The organism is Silicimonas lutimaris, assembly GCF_047314965.1.
In the GTDB taxonomy this organism is placed as follows: domain Bacteria; phylum Pseudomonadota; class Alphaproteobacteria; order Rhodobacterales; family Rhodobacteraceae; genus JAVJUV01.
Genome location: NZ_JBLBVK010000055.1, coordinates 142096 through 162443, shown reverse-complemented (window position 1 = coordinate 162443; position 20348 = coordinate 142096). Strand labels below are relative to the sequence as shown.

The window sequence follows — 20348 nt, the reverse complement described above, 5'->3', positions numbered from 1 at the left end:
GGCATCGTTTTCCTGCCGCATCATCCCAATCAGGAGTCCCGACAATGTCGACTGCTTTCTTCTTTCTCTTCCAATTTGCAATCCTCGCCTATGCCCTCGTCGGTGGCGTGTTCCTTGCCTTTTCCGACTTCATCATGCGGTCTCTAACGCTGACAGGAGGCCATGGCGGTATAGAAGCCATGCAGGTCATCAACCGCGAGGTCTTTCGCTGGGTGTTCATGGCGCTCTTTCTGGGCATGGCGGCGGTTTCGCTGATCGTAGCCGGTTATGGCGCATTTGGCCTCTCCGGTCCCGCGGGAACTCTGATCATGATCGCCGGGCTGGTCTATCTCATCGGATGTTTCGGCGTCACCGTCTTCTTTAACGTGCCCATGAACGAAGCCCTTGCGGGCATGGAGATGTCATCGGGCAACACACGCGACTTCTGGCTTCAGACCTATGTCCCACGTTGGACGTTCTGGAACTCCGTACGGACGGTCGCCTGCGTAGTGTCTGCCGCGCTGCTTCTCTTCGGGCTGCTCTTGATGACTCAGACTCAAACACAGTCGTTCTAATGCGCGCTCCTAACCCGGCGGTGCGTGTCGTTCACGCACCGCCCTCAGCACCGGGCGACATTTCGCGCGATCATTAGAGGGACACTAAGACCATGACGATCCTGGAAAAGGTGAACATCCTCATTCTGCTGATCACGATCTCCTATATCATGGCGCTTAGCAATCTGCTCGCGAACATCGATGACATCCAACCGCAAGTCGGATGGCTCATCACGTTCTTCACAAGCGTCGGATTGTTCAGGCTCCTAATCTTGCTGGTCTACTGGCTGATCCGTCGCTCCGACGCCCTACTCGCGCTCTACCACCGCAACAGGTTCGTGAAAGGCCTGTGGACCTACGGCTACGAAGTAAATGGCAAAAGACACTTTGGCATCTGGCGCATCTCTCAGGACGTCGCATCGCTGTCCATCACGGGATACGGCGTTGATGCTAACGGCAACATGGACTCTTTCTTTCGCAGCATCAGCCAGCCTTTTGAGCATCAAGGGGTGGACGAGATCATGTTCGCCCGAACAGACATCGAAAGCGGAGACGAACACTATTCCAAGACAACGCTCTACATCGATCCGATGAGCCGCCGCTCATGGTTGTCCGGGCCCACCGATATCAGAGCTCAGTCCGTTCTCTATGGTTATGATGAAGATGGCGTGCGGCACGCGGAGCTTGTTCTGCAACGCGCGGAGAATAGCTTGAGCGAACGCGAAATAATAGAGAGGCTTAGAACCGAAGCTCAGAGTCAAAGGATTGTCACTGAAAGATCGGCAGGCGTTGAAGAGCGCTGATGCCAGAGGGGTGTGCAAGCCGCCCCGTGCATCGCGTACGCCAATCGCACATTCCGAAGAGCGGTCGTTCGCCGCGAGGTGACGAATGAGAGAGTTGGGCTCCCATGGGTCATCTGAGTGAAGTGGTCGGATGTCTGGCTTTCTGTGCTTAGCCGTCGTTCGAGGGTTAGCACGACTCCACGCTATTGTGCGTTTTACAGGCATTCCCCTAACGGACTTCGCACGGCGTTCGAGCGTCAGTGTGGCTGTCGCGACGCAGGCGTGTCGCAGGTGTCCGCCCGGGTTTCCGGGCTCTCGGCGGTATAGGCGCGTGTATGGTCCGGCGCCGTTACCTCGAGGAGAGCCGATATGAGCGACACGACGCAGATTGAACGACCACGCCAGCAGTCCGGGCGGAGAAGCTGCAAGGGCGGCGGGAAGCAGGCACAGGCAGCGTCCAGCAAGGCCATAGCCACCAAGAAAGCAAAGCTTGAGGCGCTACTGGCCCGCGCACGAGGCGCGACGCTGGCGCAGCTGCAAAAGGAGCTCGGCTGCCAGCCTTACACGGTGAGGGCAGCGATCTCAGGTCTTCGCAAAGCGGGTGGCACGATAGACCTTGAGGTTACGAACGGGCGGAAAGCCTACCGGCTGGCGGTCTGATCCGGTGCCGTCGGACAGGAGGCAAGGCCTGGCCCTCGTCCCGCCATCGAGACGCTGGCCCAATCGCCCGCGGCGGAGTTGCGTGCGATCTGGCGGGAGCGGCGGGGTGCGCCGCCCCCACCGACACTGTCGGCAAGGCTGATGCGGCTTGCGCTGGCATGGGATCGGTAAGTCGAGGAGCAGGGTGGTGAGACCCCAGCGCTTCGTCGGCAATGGCAGGCGATCATGAAGCGGCGCGCAGAGGGTGCGAACGCCGAGGCGGCGGTCAGCGGGCTCGCGCCAGTGGCCGTACCCGACGGCACGCGTCTTCTGAATTCGTGGGCCGGGGAGACCCACGAAGTGATCCTTGAGGCCGATGGTGTCGTGTGGAATGGCGAGACCTATTCCTCGCTCTCTGCTGTGGCCCGCGCGATGAAGGGGACGCCGCGCAACGGCCCGAAGTTCTTCGGGCTTCGGGAGACGGCGTCATGATCCGCGAGCGATGTGCGATCTATACCCGGAAGTCCACGGAGGAGGGGCTGGAACAGAGCTTCAACTCGCTCGATGCGCAGCGTGATGCCTGTGCGGCTTACATCCTCAGCCAACGTCATGAGGGATGGACCGAGCTTTCGGATCGTTACGACGATGGGGGCTTCTCTGGTGGGGCCATGGAGCGGCCGGGCCTGCAGCGGTTGCTTGCGGATGTACGCGCCGGCCTCATCGACGTCATCGTCGTCTACAAAGTCGATCGCTTAACGAGAGCGCTTTCCGACTTTGCGACGATGGTGGAGATCTTCGATGGGGCACGGGTCAGCTTCGTCTCGGTCACCCAGGCCTTCAATACGACCTCGTCGAAGGGCCGGCTGACGCTGAACGTGCTGTTGTCGTTTGCGCAGTTCGAACGAGAGGTCACGGCCGAGCGCATTCGAGACAAAGTAGCAGCCTCCAAGAAGAAAGAGATGTGGATGGGCGGGGCTGTGCCCTTCGGCTACGACGCGGAAGACAAGACACTCTTGGTGAACCACGAAGAGGCCGACGCGGTCCGCACGATCTTCCGCGAGTACCTTGCGCTTGGGTCTGTACCCATTTTGCGACGCAGGTTGTCTGAGCTCGGGGTCGTCAGCAAGCGCCGCACAGATCGCCCCATGGCCGTGTCTCGGGAGGGCGGCCGTTCTCCACCGGTGCTCTCTACCACCTGCTTCGCAGTGCGACCTATGTCGGCAAGATCCGTCACAGGGGCGTGCTGCATGACGGGCAGCACGAAGCAATCATCGACGAGATCACATTGATACAGGTTCAGGCGCAGTTGGACGGGAACGGAGGTGGCTCGATCGCGGGGCGTCGTAAGCCCGCCCGCCGCATGTTGGATCGAGTGCTCTTCGACCAGCATGGTCGGTCGATGAAGAGCAGCTACGCGATGCGCACGTTGCGCTCAGATACTGTCCGGCACTCAAAGCGATATTGGTACTATGTCTCGAAGAAGGATGGTCCAGAGGATGATCGTGCAGTGGATCGGTTGCCGGCTGCTGCTCTTGAGGCAATCGTATCGGATGCAGTCGCTATCCGTCTCGGCGACCGCGAATGGCCGGCCTTGGGGCTGAACAGTTTTGGTGCAAATCCAGAACCAATCGCTGCTGCACTCGATCGCGCAGGGGAGATTGCGAGGCACGCTGCTGTAGGACCTTTGGATAAAGAGGATCGGGTGAACCCGGCAAGCTTCCTTCATCGCATAGACTTCGAAGGTGCAGTTTTACGCATTCAGATGAACCTAGAGCCGCTCCTCGACAAACCGGAAATACCCGAGGTCCTGATGCCTCCCTTCGAGCTGCCCATTGCTCTGCGACGGTCCGGGCGCAACCGTCCGATCGTCTTGCGCGCTGACACCGGCGCGCCGCAGCGCGACCCGGATTTGATCGCGCTCGTCGCCGATGCACGGCGCTGGATGGACGACCTGATCGAAGGCAAGGTCGCGACCGTTGCAGAGATCACCAAACGGGCGCAGCTGCGGCCGGGCCATGTCAGCCGTGTCCTGCCGCTCGCCTGGCTTGCCCCAGACATCTCAGGCGCGATTCTTGAAGGGCACCAACCAGCCGACCTGACAGCCAAAAAGCTGCGCGCGCTTTCCGATCTTCCCCTTGATTGGGCGGAACAGCGCCGCGTTCTCGGCTTTCCTGCCGCCTGAATCGCCGCACTTCCCTCAAGAGATATCACGCGGCACTCGCCCGCAGAGACTTCTGGCGAAATGGCCCCGATACGGCCGCTTGCAGAGACCAGATTGTGGCTTTGCCGCCTTGCAATGCCCTGCAACCTGCGGAAAACACGACATTATCTCCGAGGCGCAAATATCCATCTGTTCGGGGAAAGGTGAGTGGTGGGCGACCCTGGAATCGAACCAGGCGTGCGTCTCCGCGAGGGAGTTACAGTCCCCTGCCACACCTTGCGGCCTGTCGCCCACTTCGTGCGGGTCGAAACCTGCACGGGGGGTCAGATAACTATGGGCAGGAGGGCGGTCAAGCGGAAATCGGTGCGAAAATGATCGCTCCTGCTTGGCAAGACTGGCTTTCACGGATAGGCGGTGTCCATGGCTAAAAAACCGAAATGGATAGTCGAAAAGGAGCAGGCGAGGCGTCAGGCGGCGTCAGAGACTGTTTGGCTTTTTGGCATTCACGCAGTCCGTGATGCCTTGTTGAATCCGCGGCGAGAGAAACTGCGTCTGATACTGACAAAGAACGCGGCTGACCGGTTGGGCGATGCCTTGATCGCATGTGATCTGGAGCCCGAGATTGCGGATCCTCGCAAGTTCCCTGCGCCGATTGATCCCGGTTCGGTACACCAGGGTGCCGCTCTCGAGGTGAAGGCGCTGGATTGGGGTGCCCTTGAAGACCTTGTCGTCGGAGGTGAAGACCGCCCTGTTGTTGTCTGTCTTGATCGTGTTACCGATCCCCACAATGTCGGCGCCGTGCTGCGTTCAGCCGAAGTATTCGGTGCTCGCGCGGTCATCGCTCCGGCACGGCATTCCGCACCCGAGACCGGCGCGTTGGCCAAGACGGCATCTGGTGCGCTGGAGCGTCAGGCATATTTGAGGGTAGGAAACCTTGCAAACGCAATGGAACGTTTGCGCCATATGGGCTTCGTTCTGATCGGTCTGGATGGCGAGGCGGAAATCTCGCTGGATGCTGCGCTCACCGCTGCCGAGGACAGGCCGGTGGCTCTGGTTCTGGGGGCAGAGGGGCCGGGATTGCGCGAAAAGACCAAGGAAACTTGCGATTTTCTTGCAAGGATCCCCTATGCCGGATCATTTGGCTCCTTGAACGTCTCGAACGCAGCGGCGGTGTCCCTATATGCTGTGCGACAGTTACGTTAGAGACCAATGCCGCATTCTTCGAAAATAGTCACATGCTGCTACTGTGGATCGCGCGCCGCGCTCGTTTTGCGGGGCAAAGAGCGGCATGAACTTGCCTGCTCGAATTGCGGCGCGCCTCTGCACGAACTCAAAATGCTCCGAAGCGATGCGCATGGTGATCGGGAACTGGTCCGGCCTTCGCCGGTTCGCGTGCCGGAACAGAAGCTGAAAAAGTACCGGAAAAAGCGTGGGATGAGTTTGTCTCAGCGCTTCATGGCTGAGTTGAAGGATGCTGCGGAAGACATCCTCGACGACGTTTTTGACATCTTCGACTGACTTTACTGTAACATATCTCACGAAGACCATCCTCCCGATCAAATCGACGCCAAGAGGCTTTCGGACCGCGAGCCTGGGCGTCATCTTGCGTTCACAGAAGATGGTTGTCCAAGGACTGATCCAATGCAGACACGTCGTGAATTCCTTAAAGTTGCCGTTGCATTTCCGGCAGTCGTGGTTGTCGCTCAGCCGGTGGCGGCGGCCACGCCGCCGGTGTTCGCCGATGACGGCATTGCAATCAACGGATACGACCCCGTCGCCTATTTCACCGAGGGAAAGCCGGTGCGCGGGGACAAGGCCATAACGTCGGATTGGAATGGTGCCGTTCTGCGCTTTGCCAGCGTGGAGAACAAGGCGCGCTTCGATGCCGATCCGGAAGTCCATGCACCCAAGTACGGTGGGTATTGCGCCTATGCCGTGAGCCAGGGCTATACGGCTTCAACTGATCCTGACGCCTGGACCATCCACAACGGACGTCTGTACCTGAACTATTCCAAACGCGTCCGCCGGACATGGTTGGAAAATGTCGACGGATATATCGCCAGGGCCGACGAGAATTGGCCAGGCGTTCTGAGTGCATGACGCATTTAATGATCTGTTCACATTTTTGCGACAACCTCTAACCAAAACGCGTTTCCGACCCCATTTTACCTATTGGACCGGGTACGGAACACCCGATCCGATCACTGTCCCTCGTTCCGTGACTGACGCCCGTTTTTCGAAGCGGGCGTCTTTTTTTGGCAAGTTGGATTTTCTCCAATTTAGGGGTGTTTGCTCGGAGTTTGGAACATACAGAGTTTTTTCTTCTCTTTCTTTCGTTGAATGAGTGACTTTGTTCCGGTTTGCATGCGGCACAGGAAACGCTTTCCTTTCGGCTCCACTTGGCAGTCGCGTTCGATTTCTGTACGGCGCTGCGGTCTGGAAAAGGGGAGCAAGACATGCTGTTCGAGATCTTCGAAACCGAGATTTCACCGATTTTCGCTTCGGTGCTTTTCGGAGCACTTCTGGGCCTCCTTTTCGGTGCGGCAGCTCAGGTGTCGCGTTTTTGTCTGCGTCGTGGACTTGTCGGCGGGCGGGTTGAACGCTCTGCGGCGCTCGGCGTTTGGCTCACGGCTCTCTTGGCTGCAATCGTCGGAACGCAAGCCATCGCAGGTCTTGGAATTGTCGATTTCTCAGACCACCGCTTTGCCACGTCGGACGTGCCGGTACTGGCAATTCTCCTTGGCGGACTTCTGTTTGGCGTCGGCATGGTCCTGACTCGAGGCTGCGTTTCGCGCCTGACCGTACTGAGCGCGACAGGCAACCTACGTGCGGTTTTTGTTATCGCGACCTTCGCAATCGTGGCGCACGCTACCCTGAAAGGCGTTCTGTCGCCTGTGCGCGTGGCGATTGGCGCGGTAACTGTCGAAACGGGCGACGCTGCCCTCCTGAGCGGCTTGCCGGGCGGAATTTGGGTCTGGGGTGGCCTGTTGGTTGCCCTGATCGCGACCGTTGTGCTGCGTTCTGGTGCTCGGCCTCGCGACATGATGCTTGCCGCGCTTATTGGCGCTCTTGTGCCGCTGGGCTGGGTCGGAACTGGCTTCCTGCTCTACGACGAGTTCGACCCCATCGCGCTCGAGTCCCTGTCATTCACGGCGCCCTGGTCGGAAACCCTGTTCTGGACCATAGCTTCGACGTCGATCCCCGCCGGGTTCGGTACCGGCCTGGTGGCCGGCGTGATTGCCGGCAGCTTTCTGGCCGCGGCGGCTCGGGGGGATTTGAAGCTGGTCAGCTTTTCTGCGCCGGACGAGACACTTCGCTACCTGGCCGGCGGCGCGCTGATGGGCTTTGGCGGCGTGCTGGCCGGTGGCTGCACGGTTGGTGCAGGCTTGTCTGGCGTCGGAATGCTGAGTGTCGCCGCACTGCTGGCTCTCGGCGCAATCATGGTTGGCGGCCGCGTCACTGACCGCCTGCTCGATCGCCGTCCCACCAGTCCCGTTGGCGTGCCTGCGGAGTGATCAGCGGGTATCGCCGTCATTGCGCTCCTGGATCATCCGGGCGTGATATCGCTGAAAATCTTCTTCCGACTGATCGAGATAGCGCTCTTCCTTGACCCAAGTCAGCAGATCGAGGGTCGTTCCGGGGGAGAATGCCCCCGGCATCACGGCGACCGCTTGCTGAGTGGCTGATTTCGACGTGTCGAGTTCGGTCGGCATCAGGATCATCGTCGGCGTGAAAAGGACGCCCCATTTCCGCGTGGCTCCCTTCTCCGTCAGCTCCTCGCCGTCCGTATCGATGATTTCTATGTCTCCGTGCAGATTGATCTGGATTGGGAAATAGTCGTTTTCAAGCAGCGCTTTGACGCGCTCGTCGGGAAACGTCTTTTCGTGCATTTCCTTGCAATAGGAGCACCCGCGCTGCTCGACGATAATCAACACGCGTTTGCCCTCGGCTTCGGCCTCGGCAAAGTCCTCCTGCAAGTCTTTGAACGTGTCGCGGAACCACTCCGGTTTGTGCAGTCCGTCATCTCCCATTTCAACGGCGGCAGCGGGTAGTGCGAGAAGAAGTGCTGTTGCGAGTGCGAGCAAGCGATGCATGAGAATCCTCCCTTATGAATGCACGAATTCTAATACGTTTCTCGCACGCCGCCAATTCCCTCTTGCGCTGGACCCTGTCGTTCGCGCTGCTAGGGTGCTGACAGGAGGAAGGTGGTGCATCATGGCGGTGAAAAAAAGCGGATATCCCGCAGCGTCCCGGCGACTAAGGCTTGGCATGGTCGGGGGTGGCCGGGAAGGCCTTGTGGGACAGTGGCACTGGATCGGGGCTCGAATTTCCAACCGTTGGGAACTTGTAGCGGCTGCGCCGTCGTCGGACCCGGACGCGGCATTGGCCTCGGGGCGTGCATGGCTTCTGGATGAAGGCCGTATCTATGCGGACTGGCGCGATATGGCGCGTGCCGAGGCCGAGCGTGCGGATGGCATCGATGCCGTGGCGATCTGCACGCCTAACTGGACACATTTCGAGATCGCGATTGCCTTTCTTGAAGCAGGGATCGACGTGATCTGTGACAAGCCCATGACAAACGATCTGGGCGAGGCGGCCAAGCTGCTGGAAATGCAGAAAGAAACGGGTCTCGTTCTTGCCGTGACATACCCCTATGTCTTCCATCCGATGGTGCGGCAGGCACGGGCGATGCTGGCGGCTGGTGCCATTGGTGAATTGCGGCAGGTGATGGTGGAGTACGTGCAGGAACAGGCGGCTTTGCCAGCCGATCCGAAAGCGCGCAAGACTGCCTGGAAGGCCGATCCCAGGAAGACCGGGCGGGCAGCGATAGCGGGCGATATCGGCACGCATGCGCTGCATCTTCTGGAGTTCGTGGCTGGCGAGAAGGTGGCGCGGTTGCGGGCGGATCTGCATGTCTGCGGCGCTCCCAAGGCGACCGAGGATACGGCCTTTCTGAACCTTGCCATGGAGGGTGGCGCGCCGGGTGTCATGTGGGTGACGCAGGCGGCGGCCGGGAACTATTGTGGTTTGCGCATAAGGCTTTACGGCGAAACAGGGGGCCTCGAATGGGATCAGGAGAACCCCGAAAAGCTGCGCTACACGCGGGTTGGCCAGCCCGAGCAGACCATCGTCCGAGGCCATGGTGCTGGCATGCTGCCGGAGGCCGAGCGCATGGTGCTTTTGCCGCGGGGGCATGGCGAGGCGCTGTCGGATGCGTGGGGTAATCTCTATACGGAAATCGCTGTGGCGGTGGAGGCGCGTCGCGGGGGGCGGACGGTGGCCGAAAATGATCTCGTGATGCCCGATGTGCGCGATGGCGCGCGGGGGGTGGCTTTTGTTCATGCGGCTGCCGACAGCCACGAAGGCGGGGGTGTCTGGGTGGAACTGCGAGATCAGTATTAGGGGTGTAAGACGTTGTCTTCCATGAACAACTCCAGTTCCGCCGGGGTCGCCGTCATTCTCGTGGCGGCGGGTCGCGGGCGGCGACTTGGGGGGGAAATCCCGAAACAGTACATCCCTCTGGACGGGGTGTGCTCCCTGCGCAGGTGTGCGGAGATTTTCCTTTCCATGGAAGGGGTTGGATATATCCTGCCGGTGATTCATCCGGACGATGCCGAACTGTGCGCGGATGCCCTTGGCGGGTTGGCGGACGAAAGGTTAATGGCGCCGGTTCTTGGTGGAGAGACTCGGGCTGCGTCTGTTAGGAACGGTCTGGAAGCACTTGAAACTCATGCACCTTTCAAGGTTCTGATTCATGATGCGGCCCGTCCCTTCGTTTCGGAGCGGATCATTGCCGAGGTGATCGCCACACTGGACGAGGTGGACGGGGCTTTCGCGGCGCTGCCGGTGGTCGATGCACTTTGGTCGGTCGAGGATGGCGCGGCCGTCAGGCCTGTCCCGCGCGACGGACTTTGGCGTGCGCAAACGCCACAAGGCTTTGATTTCAAGAAGATTCTGGGAGCGCATCGCGGGCATGACGGTTCGGGCGCGGATGACGTGGCAGTAGCGCATGAGGCGGGGTTGGGGGTTAGAGTCGTCCCCGGCTCGGAGCGAAATTTCAAGATCACCACGCAGGCGGACCTGGAACGCGCGTTGCGCGAACTGGCACTCGGATAAGCTTAACGCGGAGTGCGTGCGCGGATCCGTTGCGCAACGCGGGACCAAGGATTAACGCGGTTTTCCATTTGATTTCGCTGGATTTTGCCCGGTCGGCAAACCGTCTGCAAAGCGTATGGCAAGCGTATGGCACAGCGTCGGCCCAAAGGGCCGATTGCGCCGGGATTTGCTGCGTTCGGTAACGAAGGTTAACGGCTGGCCGCTACATCTCGTTCTCGATCGGAAGGTGGGCGAAGAACCATTCCTCGATGCGCTGGAACGCGCTTTGGGCGGGTTCCGCATCGAGCCGGACGCCATCACCCTGCCAGAAGATCCTGCCGTCCTCCCCGAGCGAGAGGCGCCACGCATTCCCGAGGCTGAAATCCGGCTCGGTGAGCGCCAGCAGTTCTTGCGCGAGAGGCTGGCTATCGACGACCATGACCATCTCGGTGTTGATCCGCAGCGACCGGGGGTCGAGGTTGGCGCTGCCGACGACGGACCGGCGCCCGTCGATGATCATGTACTTGGCATGAAGCCCGAGATGCTTTTGGGCGACGGGCGCAAGGATGTAGCGCGGCCGGCTCTGGGCGAGAGTCTGAACCTCGTGGACCTCGGCGCCAAGCCCGAGAAGTTCGGCGATATGACCCCGATAGGATGCGTAGGCGGTGATGTGGTTGTTCGAATTTATCGAGTTGGTCAGAAGCCTGACCCGAACGCCGCGCGCGACGGCGTCTCTGAGGGCGTCGGTCAGGGCAGGTGTCGGAATGAGATAGGCCGAAACGATGACGACTTCGCGCTTTGCCGCGGCGACGATCCGCGCCAGTTCGTCCGCCACCTGAACCGGGCGGTCGCTTGTGGCCTGGGGCGTTTCGCGGGGCGGGGCGTCGACGATCAGGCGGGCGCGGCCGGTGTACGCGCTTCGGGCCATGTCGAGCCATTTGCCCTGCCGGACATCGGCCGACTCCGTGGGGTAGATGCTGGCGAGCGCGCTCGCAGCGTCTCCGATCCTTTCCTTTTCGACGTGGGACTGACGGATCCGCACGATGGCATCGACGGGGAACGACCAGCGGTCGTTCCAGTATTCGTCGAAGGAGCGGCTGATGTCCTCGACGACCGGCCCGCCGACAAGAAGTTCCATGTCGCGGAAGTTGGCCTTGTCATCGTAGCCGAAATATTCGTCGGCCAGGTTCCGTCCCCCCATGATGGCGACCTGGTTGTCGATGACCATCGACTTGTTGTGCATCCGGTGATCCAGCCGGTCGAATTCGCCGAGGTTCAGGATGAGGCGGGACGCAGCCCCGGTCGAGCGGCGCTTGTAGGGGTTGTAGACTCGGTATTGGACGTTGGGATGGCGGTGCAGTTCGAGGAGGTGCTGATCCTTGCCGAGGAGGAAGCTGTCGTCGATCAGGATGCGGACGTCCACGCCACGATCCGCCGCTGCCAGAAGGCGATCCTGGACGATGCTGCCGACCTTGTCGAAGGACCAGATGAAGCTTTGCAGGTCGATGGACTGGGTCGCGGAGTCGATGGCTCTGAGGCGCCAGTCAAGCGCTGTCGTGCCCTCGTTGAGCGGAAGCTGCCAGTTTCCGCTGCGCTGCTTCTCGATGTCGAGCCAGACGCCGGCCTTCACTGGCGGCGGTGTGGTCTCTCCCGGTCCCTGAAAGGGCGAGAGCGTGCCGCATCCGGCGAGAAACAGGAAGCTGGCCAGAGTGGCGATTGCGGTGATCTTGCGGGTCATCTTCCTGTCGGTCCTTCGGCCGTTCCGTCGATGCGTCAGTCGGGATCAAGCCCGTTCTGGCGCGCGATGAAATCGGCCAGCATCGGGACATAGCGCTCGCCTTCCCCGGCGGCTTCCATCGCGGCATAGGAGTTCTTGACCGCCGACTGCACGGGGTTCACCGCGCCGACCGCCGTGCAGAGGTTGGTGAGGTAGCGCATATCCTTGTGGCCGTTCGAGATGGCGAACTTGTGGGCGTTCTCGTCGTGGTCCAGCGTCCACTTCATGAATGTCTCGTAGAAGCCATTCGAGAGGCGGCCGGGACGGATGACGCTGTCGAACTGCTGGGGCGTGAGGCCCGAGAGGCGGGCGATGGCGAGCGCCTCGGAGTAGAGCGCGCCGTAGCCCATGGCGAGGAAGTTGTTCAGAAGCTTCATCTTGTGGCCGAGGCCCACCTCGCCGAGGTGGACGACGACGCCGGCCCAGCAGTCGAGCACCGGTTTGATCTTCTCGAAGACCTCGGGCGAAGCGCCGACCATGGTGTCGAGCGTGCCTTCCCAGGCCTCTTTCGGCGTGCGGGCGAGCGGGGCGTCGGCGAGGTGGCCGCCGGCGGCCTCGATCTCGGCCTTGAGCGTCAGGGTCGAGACCGGGTCGGAGGTGGAGCAGTCGATGACGATCGCGCCGGGGCGGAGGCCTGCGAGAATTCCGTTCTCGCCACGGATGTTCGCTTCGACCTGGGGAGAGCCCGTGACGCAGAGGTGGATGATGTCGGACTGCTCGGCGATCTCTTTCGGGCTTTTCGCCTCGGTCGCGCCGCGTTTGATCAGGTCGTCGACGGCGTCGCGTTTGCGGTGCGCCATGGTGACGAGCGGGTAGCCGTTCTCGACGATGTTCTTGGCCATCCCGTGTCCCATGAAGCCGACGCCGATGAAGCCGATGGTTGGTTTGGTCATGTGTTGTCTCCTTTTCGTGGGGAGGACCGGGGCGCTGCCCCGGACCCCGAAGTATCTGGGCCAAGAGGAAGGGTCACGCGCTTTCGAGGAAGGTTTTCATGCGCGCGAGCGCTTCGCGGATGTTGTCCTGTGAATTGGCGTAGCTGAGGCGGATGTAGCCTTCGCCGAGGATGCCGAAATCGGGGCCGCCGATGGTGGCGACGCCGGGGCCTTCGAGGAGGTCGGAGGCCAGTTGCTTGGCCTTGCGGCCCGTGGCGGTGATGTTGGGGAAGGCGTAGAAGGCGCCCTTGGGCACGATGCAGGAGACGCCCTCGATGTCGTTGAGGAGGTCGACGACCAGCTTCCGGCGGGCGTCGAACTCGGCGACCATCGTGGCGACCTCGTCCTGCGGGCCGGTCAGCGCCTCGAGGGCGGCGTATTGCGAGGGAGCGTTGACGCAGGACCAGCAGTTGACGGCGAGCTTGCGGGCCTTGTCGTAGAGACCGTTCGGCCAGACCGAGTAGCCGAGGCGCCAGCCGGTCATGGCGTAGGTCTTGGACCAGCCGTTCAGCAGGATCAGGCGGTCGCGGATTTCGGGGTAGGCGAGCAGCGTGACATGCTCTTCGCCGTCGTAGAGCATCTGGTCGTAGATCTCGTCGGACATGATGGCGACATGCTCGGGGAGCCCGGCCACCAACTTGTCCACCTCCGCCTTCGGCGTGACGCCGCCGCAGGGGTTGGCGGGGGAGTTGACGATCACGAGGCGGGTCTTCGGCGTGATGAGCGCGAGCGTTTCCTCGGCGGAGAAGGCGAAGCCGTTTTCCTCGCGGATCGGGATCGGGACGGGTTTCGCGCCGGTGAATTCGATCATCGAGCGGTAGATCGGGAAGCCCGGGTCGGGGTAGAGGATTTCCGCGCCCGGTTCTCCGAACATGAGGATCGCGGCGAACATGGTGACCTTGCCGCCGGGGACGATCAGGACGTTGTCGGGGTTCACCTCCTGGGCAAAGCGACGGTGGAGGTCGGCGGCGACGGCTTCGCGGAGTGCCGGAATTCCGGTCGCGGGCGTGTAGCCGTGGTGCCCGTCGCGGATCGCCTTGATCGCGGCCTCGGTGATGTTCTGGGGCGTCGGGAAGTCGGGCTGGCCGATGCCGAGATTGATGACATCCTTGCCCCTGGCGGCAAGGGCGCCGGCGCGGGCGAGCACGGCGAAGGCGTTTTCCTCGCCGATGCGGTCGAAGCCGGGAATGGTGGTGAGCATGGGCGGGCCTCGTTCTTGTTGGTTTCTTTCGGGATATGCGGATTTCAGGGCAAGATGAAGGGGTCAGGGTGCAATCGTGGGACCGGTCCAGCCACATGCGGGACAGGCCGGAGCCGAGGCTTTGCCGCCGCAGGCCGGGCAGATGGTCGTGACACCGTCGTGGGCCTCGAGCCGTGCCGCCAAGTCAAGATTGCCGCGCGCGGCGGCCATGCCCGAAGCATGCCGGGCGTTCGGCTCCTCGCGATAGGAGATCTCGCACAGGCGGGCGATCTCGGGCAGGAGCGCGCGGAAGACAGTCCCCGCCCTTTGCCCGGTCGGCGTCGCGGCCCAGGGGTCGCCCGGCGCGAGCGAGACGCCGCCCGAGGTTCGTGGCAACTGGCCATACAAGGCCACGCCGCCCAGGAACAGGGAGATCGTTCTCCTGTGGTCCGGCGGCACGACATCGGCAAGCGCCACGACATGGGGCAGGGCGAGAAAGGTGGCGCTGTAAACCGTGCCCTGATGCAGAAGCGACGAGAAAAACAGGTAGTCGGCGGTCGCGTCGCTCCAGATGTCGGTCAGTTCCTGAAGAAGGTCGCGGGTGTCGTCCTTCCCGTAGGCATCCCTGGCCGTCTCCCAGGCCGGGTCGTCGTAGGGGAAGGGGATCGGGGCGTCGGTCATGCGCTCGGCCCGAGTTCTCTCAGGTGGGGGCGCGCCGGGGGCTCCGCCCCCGGACCCCCGCCGTATTTGGGCCAGGAAGAAGGTCCGGGGTCTCTCGGGAGGATGCGGAACACCAGGCGGGTCTTTGCGTGGACCATGGCTCAGTACGTCGCGCGCCCGCCGGAGATGTCGAAGACGGACCCGGTGGTGAAGGAGCATTCCTTCGACGAGAGCCAGGCGACCATGTTGGCGATCTCCTCGACCTCGACGAAGCGGCCTTTCGGAATCTTGGAGAGCATGAAGTCGATGAATTCCTGGGTGAGCTGTTCGAGGATCGGGGTCTTGGCGGCGGCCGGCGTGACGCAGTTCACAGCGATGTCCCAGGTCGCCAGTTCTTTGCCGATGGCCTTGGTGAAACCGATGACGCCGGCCTTGGAGGCGGCGTAGTGGCTGGCCTTGGGATTGCCTTCCTTGCCTGCGACCGAGGCGATGTTGACGATGCGGCCGTAGCCCTGTTCCTTCATCGTGGGGACCACGGCCTTGTTCGTGTGGAAGGTCCCGGTCAGGTTGATCGCCATGACCTGGTTCCAGGTGGCGGTGTCGTAGTCCTCGATGGCGGCGACGGGCCCTGCGATGCCCGCGGAATTCACGAGGATCTCGATGCTGCCGAAGGCGTCCAGCGTCGCTTCGCGAGCAGCCTCGACAGAGGCCCAGTCGGTCACGTCCACGCGGATGGCGCGGGCATGGCCCGGAATGGTTTTGGCGGTGGCGCCCGCCTTGACCTCATCGAGGTCCCAGATCGCGATGCGGGCGCCATCGGCGGCCAGCCGGTGCGCAACCGCGGCGCCGATCCCCTGTGCGCCTCCGGTGATGACGGCGACTTGGCCATCGAGATCGTATCTGTTCATTGTCTTGCTCCCATCACGTCGCGGGGCACGATCGCGCCCCGGTGTTGCACGACGAGGGCCGCGAGGTCGTGGCCCGCCTTCAGCGCGTCGACCGGGCTTTTCCCGGCCAGCCGTGCGGCCAGGTAGCCGCCGTTGAAACTGTCACCTGCCGCAGTCGAGTCGATCACTTTCGGGGCCGGCGCGCAAGCCGGTGCGGCCGCGCCATCCAGCGCCACCGGGCCTTGCGCGCCCCGCTTGAGCGCGCCGTCGGTGACACCCCAGGCATTGAGGCGGGCGAGGACCGCGGTCTCGTCCCGGTCGCCGTAGAGCGCCATTTCGTCGTCGACGCTGGGAAGCGCGATGTCGGCCATGCGCCATGCGCGTTCGATTTCGGCCTGCGCGGTCTCCCTGTCGGGCCAGAGGGCAGGTCGGTAGTTGGAATCGAAGGCGATTTTCGTGCCGGAGGCGCGCAGGGCGGCGAGGCCGTCGAACAGCCGGTTCCGGTCGTCCCGGCTCAGGATCGCCAGTGTGATGGCGGAGAGATAGAGCATGCCGGTTCCGGCGAGCGCGGCCAGATCGAGGGCGGGCGGCTCGAAGAGCGTGCGCACCGCAGCGCGGTCGCGCCAGTAGAGGAAGGAGCGCTCGCCGGTCTCGTCGGTCGAGATGGCGTAGAGGCCGGGCATCCTGTCGGGACTGCGGAGCACGAGGTCGGTGGCCAGTTTCTCGGTTTCCATCAGGGCCACGATCCGGTCGGAGAGCTTGTCCTTTCCGAGCTTGGTCGCGTAGGCGACGGTCAGACCGGGGGCGCGGCGCTTGAGATAGACACAGGTATTGAACGTGTCTCCGGCGAACCCGACGCCGGCGGTGTCGGGCGTGGCGTCGTTCAGGGACAGTTCCACCATGACTTCGCCGAGGCAGATGACGTCATGTGGCATGGGGTGGTCTCCGCTTGCCTTCACGCCACCAGATGAGGAGGCCGGAGGCGACAATAATGGCGGCGCCGATCAGCGTTGCGGCGTCCGGGACGTGGCCGAAAAGGAGGTAGCCACCGAGGGTCATGTAAAGGATGAAAACGTAGCCGAAGGGCGAGAGCACGCCGGCTTCTGCGTGAAGATGGGCGCGCGAGAACATCTCGTGTCCGGTCCAGGCCCAGAGGCCGACGCTGGCGAGGCCTACCCATTGCAGGGGGGTGTCCGGGGTCTGCCATGTCCAGAGGACGAAGGGCAGAAGGACGATGGTGCCGAGCGCGCCCATGTAGAGCTGCATCGTCTGCGGTGCGATCCTTCCTGCCATCTGGCGGGTGAGGATCGAGAAGAGTGCGAGACCGCAGGCGTTGGCGAGGATCAGGAGCGTGGCCCAGTGGAAATCCTCGCCGAAGGGCCGGATGACGACGAGGACGCCGGTGAAGCCGAGGAGCACGGCGACGAGGCGCCATGGGCCGACCTTTTCTCCCAGGAGCGGGATCGCGAGGAGCGTCACCAGGATCGGGGCGGTGTTCATGATGGTCGAGGTGACAGAGAGCGGCAGGTAGTTGAGCGCGATGAAGTTCAGGACCGTCGCCATTACCAGGAGACTGCCCCGGAGGGTGACGAGCAGCAGATCGCGCCGGTCCAGTCCGACGAAAAACTGGCCATGCCGCAGCCCGTTGCCGAGCGAGAGGCCGAAGGCGACGGCGTAGCGGAAGAAGGCGAGCTGCATCGCCGGGATCCCGGCCATGACGAGCCACTTCACGGTGGTGTCGGTCAGCGCGAAAAACGCCCACGCACTCAGCATCAGGATGATGCCGAGGCTGGTGCGGTCGTCGCGCGGATGTGCTGTCAGCGTCGCCACGTCAGCCTTTGAACCAGCGGGCGAAATTGTCCACCATCTGCGGCACGAGGTCGTCTCCGCGGCCGTCCTCGACGGCGCGGCCAAGTGCACTTTTCGAACATTTGGCCATAATCGAGTCCGCGCCGTAATCGCTGGCCATCCTGTCGTAATAGCTAATGTCTTTCAGACCGTTACGTGTTGTGAAGGCAAGCTTCATCGGATCGCCATCGAGGGCGTAGGCCTTGACGAAATCCATCATTCCCGAATGGTTCGGGCCTGCTGCGAGTACATCGTAAAGGGACTGGCGGGGGACACCGGCCACGTCGCACATGGCGAAGGCCTCGGACATGGCGTTGGCCGTCGTCATGCCGAAGAAGTTGTTGATCAGCTTGATCGTGTGGCCGGATCCGAGAGGGCCGAGGTGGAAGATGTTTTCGCCGAGGTCCGCGAGCACCGGATGGACCTTGTCATAGGTCGCCTTGTCGCCCGAGGCCATGATGTTCAGAAGACCGTCCCTGGCATGGCTGGGCGTGCGACCGAGGGGGGCATCGAGCATGACGGCGCCAGCGGCGGCGACTTCCGCGCCAAGGGCGATGGTCGAGCCGGGCAGGGACGTACCGAAATCGATCACGACCTTTCCGGGCGCGAGGCCTGCGATCACGCCGTCCGGTCCGCGCATGCGGGATTCGACGTGGTCCGAGGTTCCCATGCAGAGCATCACGATATCAGATGCCTGAGCCACCTCGCGGCCATTCGCGGCCTCGGAGGCGCCGCGGGCGAGGGCTGCGTCGATACCGCTGCGATTGATATTGGCCAGCGCCGTGATGGCGTAGCCCTTGTCCTGAAGCCGGCCGACGATGGCCGAACCCATCAGGCCGAGGCCGATGAATCCTATTGCGGGTTTGGTCATGGTTGAACCTCCGTGTCTTCGAGGGCGATGGCGGCGGCCATCCGGCCCAGTTCGTCGCTGCATTTCGCGCCGGAGCCGTTTCCGGCAGCGGCGATGATGAGGCGGGAAGCGAGGCGGCGGATCTCGGGGATCCGATCCGTGCTCCAGGTGGTGACACAGGGCTTGTGAAAACGGCTCTCGAACCGGAGGCCGGGGATCACCTCGCAGATGCGGGTTGTCAGGTAGTCGCCGATCTCGGCGCTGCCGCCGGTTCTGAACCAGTCGTTGATCGCGTCCTTGCCGTGAAGCTCCACGTCCTCGGGATCGCCTCCGAGTTTCAGCCAGAGCTTGCCGTCGGCGTAGCGGATCGGCGGCAGGATGTAGATGTCGTCGGGGCTCTCCATGACGATGGTCGGCATGTTTGCGAGACGATGCGCCTCGTCGGGGCCGATCTCGTGGAACGTGACGGTGCGTGCGTAGACTTCCAACTTCTTCTCGCGGCCGAGGAGGCTGTCGGTCCACCCGCCCGCGGCCACGATCACCTGGTCGGCATCGATCGTCTGCGTCGCGGTGATGACGCGGCCTTCGTCAACGCGGATCACCTCTTCCGGAACGATTCTCGCTCCGAAGCGGCGGGCCGCCTCGGTCTGGGCGGCGACAAGGCGGCGCGGACTGATATGGCCTGCCTCGCGGGGCTCGTAGATGCCGGTGAAACCCTCGGGTATCGCGAGGAATGGAAAAAGGCGCGCGATGCCCACCCGGTCCAGTTCCTCGAAGCTGATGTCGATGCCCTCGCGTGCGGCGGCGACGGCGGACATGTAGTCCGGGCCGCCTGCCAGAAGCGCACCAGCCTCTGTAAAGAACTCGATGCCGGATTCGGCTGCGATCTCGGCATAGCGTCCGATCGCGGCGGCCGAGACTCGGACAAAGTATGGACGGCGGTCGTTCTTCCGGGTGATCCGGCCTTCGTCATAGTGGCTGGCGAAGCTGCCGGGGTGGTCGGCGTAATCGCCGGGAACCTCGTCGGGCCCGATCAGGGTGACGTCTGCCCCGGTCTTTGCGAGGTGGCGCGCCGCCGCGCTGCCGATCAGGCCCTTTCCAACGACTGCGATCTTCATTTCACCGTTCCAAAGGCGCGGGAAGCGAGGCCTTTCTGAACCTCGTAGATCGAGCCTGCCTTGTCGGGCTGGGGCTGCGGGATGCGGACGGGAATGTCCTTGAGGCGCGGATTGAGGGTGGGTTTGCCGCACAGAAGGCGGCTGTCATAGTCCTCGATCCCGTCCCATTTCGTCATGGATCCCATGATCGGGAAGGCATCGGCGGCCATCATTTCGAGAAAGAGGATGCGTCGGGCGCGGTCGGAGGTGTTAAGCGCCGAGCCGTGGACGATACGGCCGTGGTGGATCGAGATGGACCCGGCGGGGCCGGTGAGTTCGACGGCGTCCTTCATGTCGAGGCCCACGTCCGAGGGGACGAACCCGCCGGCGAAGACGCCGTTGGCGTGGTGGTCGTAGACCGGCCCCTTGTGGCTGCCGGGAAAAACCATCAGCGGCCCGTTTTCATGGGCCATGTCGTCGATGATGACGCCGATGGCCAAGAGGTCGTCGTTGGTGTGGGGGTAGAAGGCATAATCCTGGTGCCATTCGACCGCCGCGCCGTAACCGGCTGATTTCATGTTGAGTTTCGTGGTGTGGAGCCGGATGTCGGGGCCGACGAGATCGCGCGCGGGGGCGAGGATAAGGTCGGAATGGAGGAGTTCGTTCACCGTCTCCGAGATCGTGTGGGGCAGCTTGATGCGCCGGATGCGCGGATCGTCGGGCCGGTGGCTGTCTTCGAGGTCGAGGCGGTCGTTCGAGGCGGTCATGTCGCGGGCCTCGTCCTCGAAGCGGACGATCTCGGCGCGGATGCGCTCGATCCATGTTTCGGGCAGGTGGCGTTCCAGAACGACGTAGCCGTTGTCGTTGTAGAAGGTGATCTGGTCGGGAGAGAGCACTTCGGGCATG

At 62.6% G+C, this 20348-nt stretch carries 22 protein-coding genes, 1 tRNA gene and 1 pseudogene; 12 read left to right on the top strand and 12 right to left on the bottom strand.

The genetic code is table 11. The annotated features are described in order from the left end of the window. Positions 1 to 44: 44 nt before the first annotated feature. From ACKLNI_RS16730 to ACKLNI_RS16705, 6 genes and pseudogenes are all read left to right on the top strand, one after another. On the top strand, positions 45 to 554 hold the full coding sequence (locus ACKLNI_RS16730) for an anthrone oxygenase family protein (protein WP_413720232.1): 510 nt from the start codon (positions 45 to 47) through the stop codon (positions 552 to 554). A 92-nt stretch (positions 555 to 646) separates the two neighbouring features. Next, entirely contained in the window at positions 647 to 1336 is a 690-nt protein-coding gene (locus ACKLNI_RS16725) for a hypothetical protein (protein WP_413720231.1), read from the top strand. 348 nt (positions 1337 to 1684) lie between these two features. Next, complete coding sequence (locus ACKLNI_RS16720; RefSeq protein ID WP_413720230.1) at positions 1685 to 1975, top strand: DUF3489 domain-containing protein; 291 nt, start codon at positions 1685 to 1687, stop codon at positions 1973 to 1975. 210 nt (positions 1976 to 2185) lie between these two features. Continuing rightward, positions 2186 to 2446 (top strand): annotated as a pseudogene (locus tag ACKLNI_RS16715) (DUF2924 domain-containing protein); the annotation flags it as partial. Continuing rightward, positions 2443 to 3243 carry a recombinase family protein gene (locus ACKLNI_RS16710; protein ID WP_413720229.1) on the top strand — a complete coding sequence of 267 codons (801 nt, stop codon included), beginning with the start codon at positions 2443 to 2445 and terminating at the stop codon, positions 3241 to 3243. The pseudogene ACKLNI_RS16715 and the gene ACKLNI_RS16710, both read left to right, overlap by 4 nt. Further along, entirely contained in the window at positions 3195 to 4136 is a 942-nt protein-coding gene (locus ACKLNI_RS16705; RefSeq protein WP_413720228.1) for a hypothetical protein, read from the top strand. Before ACKLNI_RS16710 ends, ACKLNI_RS16705 begins: the two co-directional genes overlap by 49 nt. A gap of 187 nt (positions 4137 to 4323) precedes the next feature. Here the strand turns inward: ACKLNI_RS16705 and ACKLNI_RS16700 are convergent. Continuing rightward, positions 4324 to 4407: transfer RNA gene (locus ACKLNI_RS16700), tRNA-Tyr, on the bottom strand. Positions 4408 to 4535: 128 nt separating this feature from the next. Here ACKLNI_RS16700 and rlmB point away from each other — a divergent pair. The 4 genes from rlmB (at position 4536) to ACKLNI_RS16680 (ending at position 7630) form a co-directional block, all read left to right on the top strand. Next, entirely contained in the window at positions 4536 to 5318 is a 783-nt protein-coding gene (rlmB, locus tag ACKLNI_RS16695) for a 23S rRNA (guanosine(2251)-2'-O)-methyltransferase RlmB (protein WP_413720227.1), read from the top strand. 6 nt (positions 5319 to 5324) lie between these two features. Next, positions 5325 to 5633 (top strand): hypothetical protein, encoded by a 309-nt coding sequence (locus ACKLNI_RS16690; protein WP_413720226.1) that lies wholly within the window; start codon positions 5325 to 5327, stop codon positions 5631 to 5633. Between the two features lie 123 nt (positions 5634 to 5756). Beyond that, on the top strand, positions 5757 to 6215 hold the full coding sequence (locus ACKLNI_RS16685) for a YHS domain-containing (seleno)protein (protein ID WP_413720225.1): 459 nt from the start codon (positions 5757 to 5759) through the stop codon (positions 6213 to 6215). Positions 6216 to 6571: 356 nt separating this feature from the next. Beyond that, positions 6572 to 7630 (top strand): YeeE/YedE family protein, encoded by a 1059-nt coding sequence (locus ACKLNI_RS16680; RefSeq protein WP_413720224.1) that lies wholly within the window; start codon positions 6572 to 6574, stop codon positions 7628 to 7630. On the opposite strand, the gene ACKLNI_RS16675 is transcribed toward ACKLNI_RS16680, so the two are convergent. Further along, positions 7631 to 8209, bottom strand: a complete 579-nt coding sequence (locus tag ACKLNI_RS16675) for a thioredoxin family protein (RefSeq protein ID WP_413720223.1) — start codon at positions 8207 to 8209, stop codon at positions 7631 to 7633. 121 nt (positions 8210 to 8330) lie between these two features. On the opposite strand from ACKLNI_RS16675, the gene ACKLNI_RS16670 reads away from it, so the two are divergent. Then, positions 8331 to 9518, top strand: coding sequence for a Gfo/Idh/MocA family protein (locus ACKLNI_RS16670; RefSeq protein ID WP_413720222.1), 1188 nt, complete (start codon positions 8331 to 8333; stop codon positions 9516 to 9518). 21 nt (positions 9519 to 9539) lie between these two features. Beyond that, on the top strand, positions 9540 to 10232 hold the full coding sequence (gene ispD / locus ACKLNI_RS16665) for a 2-C-methyl-D-erythritol 4-phosphate cytidylyltransferase (RefSeq protein ID WP_413720221.1): 693 nt from the start codon (positions 9540 to 9542) through the stop codon (positions 10230 to 10232). Positions 10233 to 10434: 202 nt separating this feature from the next. On the opposite strand, the gene ACKLNI_RS16660 is transcribed toward ispD, so the two are convergent. The 10 genes from ACKLNI_RS16660 to ACKLNI_RS16615 all read right to left on the bottom strand — a co-directional run bounded on the left by ACKLNI_RS16660 (position 10435) and on the right by ACKLNI_RS16615 (position 20347). Continuing rightward, positions 10435 to 11949, bottom strand: coding sequence for a phospholipase D-like domain-containing protein (locus ACKLNI_RS16660; protein WP_413720220.1), 1515 nt, complete (start codon positions 11947 to 11949; stop codon positions 10435 to 10437). A gap of 35 nt (positions 11950 to 11984) precedes the next feature. Further along, a complete protein-coding gene (locus tag ACKLNI_RS16655; protein ID WP_413720219.1) occupies positions 11985 to 12881 on the bottom strand; it encodes an NAD(P)-dependent oxidoreductase in 897 nt (298 codons plus the stop codon). 73 nt (positions 12882 to 12954) lie between these two features. After that, a complete protein-coding gene (locus ACKLNI_RS16650) occupies positions 12955 to 14121 on the bottom strand; it encodes a pyridoxal phosphate-dependent aminotransferase (RefSeq protein ID WP_413720218.1) in 1167 nt (388 codons plus the stop codon). A gap of 63 nt (positions 14122 to 14184) precedes the next feature. Further along, positions 14185 to 14781, bottom strand: coding sequence for a hypothetical protein (locus ACKLNI_RS16645; protein ID WP_413720217.1), 597 nt, complete (start codon positions 14779 to 14781; stop codon positions 14185 to 14187). 140 nt (positions 14782 to 14921) lie between these two features. Continuing rightward, positions 14922 to 15668 (bottom strand): SDR family NAD(P)-dependent oxidoreductase, encoded by a 747-nt coding sequence (locus ACKLNI_RS16640; protein WP_413720216.1) that lies wholly within the window; start codon positions 15666 to 15668, stop codon positions 14922 to 14924. After that, positions 15665 to 16582, bottom strand: a complete 918-nt coding sequence (locus ACKLNI_RS16635; protein ID WP_413720215.1) for a sugar kinase — start codon at positions 16580 to 16582, stop codon at positions 15665 to 15667. The genes ACKLNI_RS16640 and ACKLNI_RS16635 overlap by 4 nt, the downstream gene beginning before the upstream one ends. Further along, positions 16572 to 17477 (bottom strand): DMT family transporter, encoded by a 906-nt coding sequence (locus ACKLNI_RS16630; RefSeq protein ID WP_413720214.1) that lies wholly within the window; start codon positions 17475 to 17477, stop codon positions 16572 to 16574. Before ACKLNI_RS16630 ends, ACKLNI_RS16635 begins: the two co-directional genes overlap by 11 nt. 1 nt (position 17478) lies before the next feature. After that, positions 17479 to 18366: an NAD(P)-dependent oxidoreductase gene (locus ACKLNI_RS16625; RefSeq protein WP_413720213.1), complete on the bottom strand. Its 888-nt coding sequence runs from the start codon at positions 18364 to 18366 to the stop codon at positions 17479 to 17481. Then, positions 18363 to 19463, bottom strand: coding sequence for an NAD(P)/FAD-dependent oxidoreductase (locus ACKLNI_RS16620; protein ID WP_413720212.1), 1101 nt, complete (start codon positions 19461 to 19463; stop codon positions 18363 to 18365). The genes ACKLNI_RS16625 and ACKLNI_RS16620 overlap by 4 nt, the downstream gene beginning before the upstream one ends. Beyond that, positions 19460 to 20347 carry a phytanoyl-CoA dioxygenase family protein gene (locus ACKLNI_RS16615; RefSeq protein WP_413720211.1) on the bottom strand — a complete coding sequence of 296 codons (888 nt, stop codon included), beginning with the start codon at positions 20345 to 20347 and terminating at the stop codon, positions 19460 to 19462. Before ACKLNI_RS16615 ends, ACKLNI_RS16620 begins: the two co-directional genes overlap by 4 nt. Position 20348 lies beyond the last annotated feature (1 nt).

What these genes read in the sequence shown, in the direction of transcription:
- ACKLNI_RS16730 (WP_413720232.1), top strand. Translation starts at nt 45, where the DNA reads ATGTCGACTGCTTTCTTCTTTCTCTTCCAATTTGCAATCCTCGCCTAT.
- ACKLNI_RS16725 (WP_413720231.1), top strand. Translation starts at nt 647, where the DNA reads ATGACGATCCTGGAAAAGGTGAACATCCTCATTCTGCTGATCACGATC.
- ACKLNI_RS16720 (WP_413720230.1), top strand. Translation starts at nt 1,685, where the DNA reads ATGAGCGACACGACGCAGATTGAACGACCACGCCAGCAGTCCGGGCGG.
- ACKLNI_RS16710 (WP_413720229.1), top strand. Translation starts at nt 2,443, where the DNA reads ATGATCCGCGAGCGATGTGCGATCTATACCCGGAAGTCCACGGAGGAG.
- rlmB (WP_413720227.1), top strand. Translation starts at nt 4,536, where the DNA reads ATGGCTAAAAAACCGAAATGGATAGTCGAAAAGGAGCAGGCGAGGCGT.
- ACKLNI_RS16690 (WP_413720226.1), top strand. Translation starts at nt 5,325, where the DNA reads ATGCCGCATTCTTCGAAAATAGTCACATGCTGCTACTGTGGATCGCGC.
- ACKLNI_RS16685 (WP_413720225.1), top strand. Translation starts at nt 5,757, where the DNA reads ATGCAGACACGTCGTGAATTCCTTAAAGTTGCCGTTGCATTTCCGGCA.
- ACKLNI_RS16680 (WP_413720224.1), top strand. Translation starts at nt 6,572, where the DNA reads ATGCTGTTCGAGATCTTCGAAACCGAGATTTCACCGATTTTCGCTTCG.
- ACKLNI_RS16675 (WP_413720223.1), bottom strand. Translation starts at nt 8,209, where the DNA reads ATGCATCGCTTGCTCGCACTCGCAACAGCACTTCTTCTCGCACTACCC.
- ACKLNI_RS16670 (WP_413720222.1), top strand. Translation starts at nt 8,331, where the DNA reads ATGGCGGTGAAAAAAAGCGGATATCCCGCAGCGTCCCGGCGACTAAGG.
- ispD (WP_413720221.1), top strand. Translation starts at nt 9,540, where the DNA reads ATGAACAACTCCAGTTCCGCCGGGGTCGCCGTCATTCTCGTGGCGGCG.
- ACKLNI_RS16660 (WP_413720220.1), bottom strand. Translation starts at nt 11,949, where the DNA reads ATGACCCGCAAGATCACCGCAATCGCCACTCTGGCCAGCTTCCTGTTT.
- ACKLNI_RS16655 (WP_413720219.1), bottom strand. Translation starts at nt 12,881, where the DNA reads ATGACCAAACCAACCATCGGCTTCATCGGCGTCGGCTTCATGGGACAC.
- ACKLNI_RS16650 (WP_413720218.1), bottom strand. Translation starts at nt 14,121, where the DNA reads ATGCTCACCACCATTCCCGGCTTCGACCGCATCGGCGAGGAAAACGCC.
- ACKLNI_RS16645 (WP_413720217.1), bottom strand. Translation starts at nt 14,781, where the DNA reads ATGACCGACGCCCCGATCCCCTTCCCCTACGACGACCCGGCCTGGGAG.
- ACKLNI_RS16640 (WP_413720216.1), bottom strand. Translation starts at nt 15,668, where the DNA reads ATGAACAGATACGATCTCGATGGCCAAGTCGCCGTCATCACCGGAGGC.
- ACKLNI_RS16635 (WP_413720215.1), bottom strand. Translation starts at nt 16,582, where the DNA reads ATGCCACATGACGTCATCTGCCTCGGCGAAGTCATGGTGGAACTGTCC.
- ACKLNI_RS16625 (WP_413720213.1), bottom strand. Translation starts at nt 18,366, where the DNA reads ATGACCAAACCCGCAATAGGATTCATCGGCCTCGGCCTGATGGGTTCG.
- ACKLNI_RS16620 (WP_413720212.1), bottom strand. Translation starts at nt 19,463, where the DNA reads ATGAAGATCGCAGTCGTTGGAAAGGGCCTGATCGGCAGCGCGGCGGCG.
- ACKLNI_RS16615 (WP_413720211.1), bottom strand. Translation starts at nt 20,347, where the DNA reads ATGCCCGAAGTGCTCTCTCCCGACCAGATCACCTTCTACAACGACAAC.